This is a genomic window from Aquificaceae bacterium (assembly GCA_037722135.1).
In the GTDB taxonomy this organism is placed as follows: domain Bacteria; phylum Aquificota; class Aquificia; order Aquificales; family Aquificaceae; genus Pampinifervens; species Pampinifervens sericum.
Map to the genome: position 1 here is coordinate 7,252 of JBBKAW010000008.1, position 7,226 is coordinate 14,477.

The 7,226-nt window shown below is 40.4% G+C and carries 10 protein-coding genes; 6 read left to right on the plus strand and 4 right to left on the minus strand.

Annotated elements, in window-relative coordinates; genetic code table 11:
* Positions 1-76 precede the first annotated feature (76 nt).
* From WKI49_00595 to WKI49_00610, 4 genes are read right to left on the minus strand one after another with little or no spacing between them, the layout of a single operon-like run.
* Positions 77-364, minus strand: a complete 288-nt coding sequence (locus tag WKI49_00595) for a nucleotidyltransferase domain-containing protein (protein ID MEJ7620996.1) — start codon at positions 362-364, stop codon at positions 77-79.
* A 13-nt stretch (positions 365-377) separates the two neighbouring features.
* Positions 378-1,280, minus strand: a complete 903-nt coding sequence (locus WKI49_00600; protein ID MEJ7620997.1) for a folate-binding protein — start codon at positions 1,278-1,280, stop codon at positions 378-380.
* A 45-nt stretch (positions 1,281-1,325) separates the two neighbouring features.
* Entirely contained in the window at positions 1,326-2,141 is an 816-nt protein-coding gene (locus WKI49_00605; GenBank protein MEJ7620998.1) for a DNA adenine methylase, read from the minus strand.
* A gap of 2 nt (positions 2,142-2,143) precedes the next feature.
* The gene (locus WKI49_00610) at positions 2,144-2,671 is read right to left on the minus strand and encodes a hypothetical protein (protein ID MEJ7620999.1); all 528 of its coding nucleotides are present in this window, start codon (positions 2,669-2,671) and stop codon (positions 2,144-2,146) included.
* A 159-nt stretch (positions 2,672-2,830) separates the two neighbouring features.
* Here WKI49_00610 and WKI49_00615 point away from each other — a divergent pair, with 159 nt between their 5' ends.
* From WKI49_00615 to WKI49_00640, 6 genes are all read left to right on the plus strand, one after another.
* Positions 2,831-3,577, plus strand: a complete 747-nt coding sequence (locus tag WKI49_00615) for a hypothetical protein (protein ID MEJ7621000.1) — start codon at positions 2,831-2,833, stop codon at positions 3,575-3,577.
* 19 nt (positions 3,578-3,596) lie between these two features.
* Positions 3,597-4,049 (plus strand): hypothetical protein, encoded by a 453-nt coding sequence (locus WKI49_00620; GenBank protein ID MEJ7621001.1) that lies wholly within the window; start codon positions 3,597-3,599, stop codon positions 4,047-4,049.
* Positions 4,046-4,711: a hypothetical protein gene (locus WKI49_00625; GenBank protein ID MEJ7621002.1), complete on the plus strand. Its 666-nt coding sequence runs from the start codon at positions 4,046-4,048 to the stop codon at positions 4,709-4,711. Before WKI49_00620 ends, WKI49_00625 begins: the two co-directional genes overlap by 4 nt.
* Positions 4,708-5,481 carry a hypothetical protein gene (locus WKI49_00630; GenBank protein ID MEJ7621003.1) on the plus strand — a complete coding sequence of 258 codons (774 nt, stop codon included), beginning with the start codon at positions 4,708-4,710 and terminating at the stop codon, positions 5,479-5,481. Before WKI49_00625 ends, WKI49_00630 begins: the two co-directional genes overlap by 4 nt.
* Complete coding sequence (locus WKI49_00635) at positions 5,468-6,934, plus strand: SAVED domain-containing protein (GenBank protein MEJ7621004.1); 1,467 nt, start codon at positions 5,468-5,470, stop codon at positions 6,932-6,934. Before WKI49_00630 ends, WKI49_00635 begins: the two co-directional genes overlap by 14 nt.
* A 105-nt stretch (positions 6,935-7,039) precedes the next feature.
* On the plus strand, positions 7,040-7,226 hold a 187-nt coding region (locus WKI49_00640; GenBank protein MEJ7621005.1), incomplete at its 3' end, for a hypothetical protein.

Sequence of the window (7,226 nt, forward strand, 5' to 3'; positions counted from 1 at the left end):
ATAGCTCTTATTTGGGTCGTAGGGCACATAGCCTTTCACAGAAAACTCCAAGAGTCTTTTGGCTTTAAGTAAGTCCTCAAAGCTCTTCAAGAGAAATTCTTTTTGCATTCTTCAAAACCTCTCTATAAAACTCCGTGTCTCTGTATACCAACACATCAATACTCTGGTCGCATTCCAAAAGAAACTTGGTTTGAACCCTTAGTGCAAGCTCCACTGGGTTTTCAGGGTTTTTCGGAATTAGCAAAATATCTATATCTCCACCCTTTAGGTCTTCTCTCAGCCTTGAACCAAATAGATAAACCTCCCCTTCAAAGCCTTCCAAAGCCTTCTTAAGGGCTCTTTTTTCTTCCTCCGTCAAACGCATAATGTTAAATATTCTACCCTTTAGAATCTTCGCAAAGTTTTAAAACTCTTACCCTCTTACCTTCGCTTGTCTCAAAGTCTTTTTGCTCTTCTACCTTTGCTCTCAAAAGGTATCCGAGAGCAAGACTACTTCTCGGACTTACAGAAGTTATAATTCCTATATCTTTGTTCTCTGTTCTTATCTTTTCTCCTTCCCTTAGACCTTCTCCTTCAAGGAGTGCCAAAGCCCTCGCAGGTCTTCCTCTATAATAGACCCTTGCTATGGCTTCTTGACCCACATAACAGCCTTTTGTGAGGCTAATGGCTTCCTTTAAAATACAGGCTTCCAGAGGAGAAAAACCTTCCCTTAGTTCCTTTCCAAGTTTTGGAATAAGCCTTTGGATGCGTATGTCTTCGTATTCCTCCTCAGATAGCATATCCTTCGTATCCAATGGAAGTTCAGAAACTTGACCTATTATCTCATAACCCTCCTCCCTTAGTCTTATAGGATTGCGGGTTAAAAGCATGTTGTCAAGAGATTTCACCTCAAAATCTCCAAGCTCCACACCAAAATGCTCTCTTATAAACTCCCTTACACCCTCTCCAAATAGGAAAATATGCTCTATATCAAGGGCTTCAAAGTAGACCCTCATAGAAAGTTTAAGACGGTTAAACTCCTCAATCACATGGCTAACGTCCAAAGGCGTATCAAGAAGGTAGTGGTCTGCGAGCTTGTATACATAAAACTCTCCTATGGGAAAACCGTTTTGTCTTAGCCAAAGGTTGTAGGTAAGTGTGTTTTCCTTCATACCTCTTATATCGTTGCTTAAAAGATTATGCAGAAAGGCGGTATGTTCCTCTGCCATGCCCTTTGGGAGAAGTTTTCCCTGTTTGCCATAAACTTTTATCTTGCCTCTTTTTAGTCTTATCCAACGCATGTTTGAATATTAAAGGAAAGTTGGTATTTTCTTCAATGACCACTGTCAATAGTTGGTAATAATTAACTCATACTCTCCCTTTCCACGCATATCTCCCTTGCAGTTTATGAACCTTGCTGTGTTTACAACTTCAATTCTGTAGCCCTTATATAGGTTTTTTATAAAGTCAGTATTGGAGTTTGTCAGCATTAGATAAACTCCTTTTTTGTCCAATTCTACAAACAAGTCTCTAAGCCTTATATGGTCTTTTTCTGTGAAATTTTCCTTTGTGTAGTTTGAAAATGTAGAGTAGTAGGGAGGGTCAAAGTAGACAAAGTCTCCCGCTTTTGCTTTTTTGCATGTTTCTTCAAAATCTCCACACAACACCTCTAAATCGCATGACCTTAAAAATTCAGAAACCGCTTTGAGGTTTTCTTCATCCACTATTTTGGGATTTTTGTATCTTCCAAAAGGCACATTGAACTCTCCCTTAGAGTTTTCTCTGTATAGTCCATTGTAGCAAGTTTTGTTAAGGTAAATAAACCTACTTGCTCTTTTAATGGGGTCAAGGCTTTTGGGGTCTATGGCTCTTATCCTGTAGTAATATTCTGGAGTGTTTTTGTGTGTCTTTAGGTCTTCTATGAGGTCTTCCACATGGTCTTTTATCACAAGATATGCGTTTATTAGCTCTTGATTTATATCTCCAATTATAGCCTTTCGTGGCTGAATTTGGAAAAACAGAGCACCACCTCCTACAAAAGGCTCTATGTAAGTTCCATAGTTTTTTGGCATATAAGCTACCAGCAAGTTTACTATTTGCCTTTTCCCACCCGCCCATTTTACAAAGGGTTTGGGTTTTGTCTTCTTTGTAAAAATTTTCATGATTAACCACCCTTGAGAGTGGCAATGCTAATAATTTTGTATATCTCCTCTCCTCTTTTAATAGCGTCAAGGAGTTTCCTAAACATATATGCATCTTCCCTGTTTGTCTTCTCTTGAGTCATCAATAGTTCTGCAAGGAAAATTAGAAATTTTATGGAATATTCCCCATACTTTCCCAGCTCAAAATATCTATCAAGCTCCTTTTCATAGGTTTTAGCTATATACTCATAACTGGTTCTCAATTTTCTCTCTTCTTCACTTCTTAAAGGTTCTACTTTTTCCCATCTTTCTGCAAGAAAATCCAAAAACTCTCTCGTAAGCTCTGGACTTGAAAGCATTTTCAAAAGCATATCCACTGTCCAATGAATATGTTTTGGAGTTCTTATTTTAGACCATTCTCCAGTGTTTTTGTTCTTTTGTCTATACCTTATTATTATGTCGTATTCACTTAGCTTGCCTTCATAAACTCCAATAACATACAAGTCGTTTATCTTAAAGGCATTAAGCGGTCTTTCGCTTTTAAATTTCATGCACTCTAATAAATCTAACGAGTTTGAGGAGTCGCATGGAGAAGTATTCCCTCTACCCATAAATAAAGATTATAATGAAACTCAGAAAGAGTGAATGTTTTATCCATATGCGTAAAACTAAGGTAAGAAAGCACACTAAGACCTATATACTTATGAACTATGAAAGTTGCAGAAGTTCAAAAAAACCTAAGGCAACTTCTTGGAGACATAAAAAGTAAGGAAGGTTTGGCTATAGTCTTATTGGTAGCCCTCTTCTATGGGTGGTTTCCAGATAGCATAAAAGACCTCTTAGGTGAGCTATTGCCAAACGAATGGGTGTCTCTAATTCTCTTGGTTTTGTCTATCCTCATTCTCCTAATACTCTACTGGCTTTTGAAACGTTTAATAAGCAAAATAGCAGGGGTTAAATACGAAGTGGAAACCTACGACCAGCAAGAGCTCAAAAGGGTAAAGGTGCTACTAATGGGCTTGAGCATACCTAATCCTGACCCAATGCGAGCTAATAATTGGAGTCAGCAGGAATTTTTGTTAAAAAAGTGTTTAGAGCAAGGTGCAAAGTTAAAGAAAATTTTGGTAATTCCTTCTCTGGAAAGTGCAAAACACTCTGAGGATTTTGTTGAGTATATGCGGACAAGGGTGGATATAGAACACGATCTTTTTGAATTTAGTGAGGCAGTGGACTATGAGGATATGTTGAGCTTACAGAGAACTTTCAACAAAGCAATAGAAACTCTCAAGGCACAGGGCTACAAGGAAAAGGAAATCTTAATAGACATAACCGCTGGGACTAAAACCTTTAGCGTGGTAGCCTCTTCTTTGACTTTTGACAATGATATTCGCATGTGCTACGTGAACAACAAAAAGCAGGTGGTTATCTTTGATATGGTAGCAGTCAAAGAAGACTGAGCTATAATCTTATTAACAGATGGAAAAGCTCAAAGGTTTTGAGAAACTTTTTGAGAAAAAGTTAGGGGACGAAGAGAAAATTGTGTCTTCTGGGGAGAGGTTCTTGGGGGTTTTTACCGGTGAGACCTTATCAAGGCTTGAAGACCTTCTCAGGTTAGACCTTGGAGTATACAAGACAAGAAGGAGAAGACCTTTTATAGGAAGGCTTGAAAGGGACTTTTACCATATTGTCTTTCTAACTACAAAAACCTACTCAAAACGCAGGGTAGACCTTAGCCTTTGCTATAAGGGTAAAAATAAAGCATGTCAAAGCCTTGATGTAGAGTGCTTTATTTTAAAAGACAGAAATAGACAAGAGGTGCTTGCCTATATGGTGCATAAGGATAGGTTTAGGGAGTTTAAATACGAATTTTGTGGCACGTGTAGAGACCTTGAGTTTCTTGATAGCTTAAGAAGGGAGTATTTTAGATGAGGGACTACAAACAACTTATCTCTGGCTTTTTGTATGGTGGTGTAAAGGAAGAGAACTATATGAAAAAGCTAATAAGGTCCTCATTGAGCCAGTATATGGATGCCTTGCTAAGGAGAAAATTCGGAGATGACTACGAGGAGGAAGTCCTATCTGAGTTGAGGCTTAGGCTAATAAACAACAAAGACTATCTGCAGAGGTTAGAGTATATAAACCTGCATTACTTGAAAACCCTCATAAGAAACTTCTTAGTAGACATTATAAACGGCGAAAAGATAGAGGTTTACAGCCTTCAGGAACAGGTTTTTGAAGAGGAGGATGCAAAGCCTGTAGTTCATGAAGATAACCTTAGAGATACAAGACATCACTTTGCGGAAGTGGAGGGTAGCACGCTTTTTGAGGCACTTATGAAAAATCTCAAAGACGGGGATATGGTAGTGCTATGCTATTACTTTTATAAGTATCTATATAACTCGGAGATAGAACTGAGGGATATTTCTAAGGATAACCTATATAAGAGGTGGGAAAGGCTACGGAAGGGTAAACTTAGGGAGATTTTAGGTGATGCCTCTCCAGAGGAGATAAGGGCGATGGTGGAAAGGTTTTTGTCAGAGGTTTGTCAAAAAAGGGGTTATATATGTAATGAAAGAGGAGACGTGCCATGAGTTTGGAATTGGAGCTTTTGGAGATATACGAGAAGAACTTGAAAGAAGGGAGCGATGAGCTTCTGGAAGTTCCTCATAAAAAGGAGCCAAAAGTGGGGCAGATTAGGGAGCTCTGGTCTGTGCCTGTGGAGAGGTTTGTTATTTTGCAAGAAGTCCAAGAGGGTCTATACAAAACAGTTCCTCTCACTTCCTATTTGCAGGTTTTACCTAACTCCACGCCTATTTACGAGCTAAGGTCTCGTGGGCTTAAACTGGGTGTGGTTCCAGTATGGGATTATTTAAGAAGGGAGCTTATAGAAAACTACAGTCAGGTCATAGGTAAACTGCCTGAAGAGGAGCTAAGCAAAATAGAAGAATACCTATCAAGGGAAAAGGAGCTAAAGTTTGCCACGAGAAGGTTCATCAAACTCAATTCTAAGCGGTGGGCAAAGTGGACCATGTATTCACTGCTGGCTCAGGCGGAGCTTGCAGAAAGGGAAGAGGCACAGGTTATAAGGCTTTCAACAGATACAGAAAAGGCTCTTGAAGAGATACGCACTTATGCTCTCGCAGCGGATAATAGATACTTCAAGGTAGGGAATTTCTTTGTGGTTTTGGAGGAAGGTTTGCTAAGGCTTTACTTGCCTATAGAGTTTGTGGGTAAGGTTGTTAGGGTGCTTTTGGGTTCTGTGGTGGTCTTTGAGGGTGAGGTAGAGTCTCCAAGGTTGGAGATTCTTGGAAACTTCTTTGGAATAAACATTCCGGAGGAATTAAAGGTTGTGGAACTTTAGCCTTTTCAAGGAAAAAGACCTTATAGAGTTTCTCTACAGGGGAGACTTGGAAGAAGTCCTTGTAGACCTTATAAGGCAGTGGGATTATTTAAGCCCTGGGGTGCATTTTGCTCTGGTAAAGCATCTACGCCTTTCTGAAAGGTATTTTGATGAGGAAAAACTTGCCAAGGCTTTGGGTATAAAGAAGGCGTCCGCAAAGGCACTTTTGGAAAATCCCTATGTGGAGTTTGAGTTTCCTGCGGTCTCTGAAAGGGATGGCAAGCTAATAAGGGGTCTGGCAATAAAGGATACACCAGAGGTCTTTTGCAACCTACCAGAAAAGAAAAGGTATATCACTCCAGTGGTGGAATATCTGCGTTCCAAAGGCTTTGTGTCTGGGTCTGTTAGTGTTATCTTTGACAGTGAGTTTGTGGGAAACAGCTTTCAACTTTCTTTGACCTTGGCTTTGTGTATGGATGCGGAAAAGAAAAGGCTACCACCAAACCTCTGCTGGAGCGGTGGAGTTAGGAAGGATGGTAGGATAGTGAAGGTGGACTCTTTAGATAAAAAGTCTGAGGTGTGTGAAAGGTTCAACATGCACTTGGCTATGCCCTTTCATCTTCCTAAGGTGGATGACCTTTTGAATTGGCTAAGTGCAAATATTGTGGAAGTCCCTGTGGCGGTTTCCATTGACCACTTAAGGCTTGAGGAGTTCTTCCATAAGGAGGAAAACCTACTAAACTTAAAAAATATCCATCGCATAGACCCATCAAAACTTGTCATACAAACAGGTCAGCTAAGTGGTATCGGATGGCAGGAAACTGCAAAGAGGTTTTTTGGGCTCATAAGCCTTCTTGACTATACCCTCATAGGTAGGCTAAAAGCTCATATTGTGGTAAACGGACCTGCGAGCCTTTCCTTTGCCTTGGGAATACTCTACGGACACACAAGACCCTCTGTTTTCTATCATTACCATAGCAGTGAGAGAAAATACTTTCCCATTGACCTACAAAACACAAGGGAGATAAAGGAGCACACAAGGGACTACCAATTTGTGAAGAGTGAACTAAAAGAAGGTGGAGAAGACCTTGCGGTAGTCCTCTTTTTCTCCCACCACAATCCCACTGCGGACGTGGAGCATTTCTTAGAGAGCAAGGGCATTAAGGCAGACCTTTTGCTCCTTACTACAGAGTCTTCCAGAGGAAACCTTGAGCCAAGCAATTTCAAGAGGATAGCTCAAGAAATCTCCTCTGCGGTGCAAGAGGTAAAGGGTAAGAAAGCCTATAGGGCAATTCACTTTTTCTTTTCCTGCCCTGTCGCTTTGGCATATCTTTTTGGCGTAGCCTTTGGACACTACGACAAGGGATACATATACAACTACAGTAGCAAAGACAGAACCTACGAGCAAGTGCTTGACCTTGAGTTTCTGAGAAGTTTGCGAGAAGGAGGATACATTATAAATATGGGAGGGTAGCGATGGAGTGGTTAGTTTTGGTTTTAGTGCTTGCCTTTCTTATATGGAGAATTAAAAAATCCAACGATGAAGCCTTTCCAAATTCTTAGAGATAGGAGGTGAGCTATGGAATGGATACTTTTACTGCTGGCAGTCCTCTTTCTCCTCTGGAAGATAAAAGATGCCAACGACGAAGCCTTCTCTTCTAACGTGCACCCTGGGACTTCTAACCTTTCAGAGCAGTGGGGAAACACCACCTCGGCACACACAAGCTCCTTAGACTCTCATAGCCCTCTTGAGGATGAAGACAGAA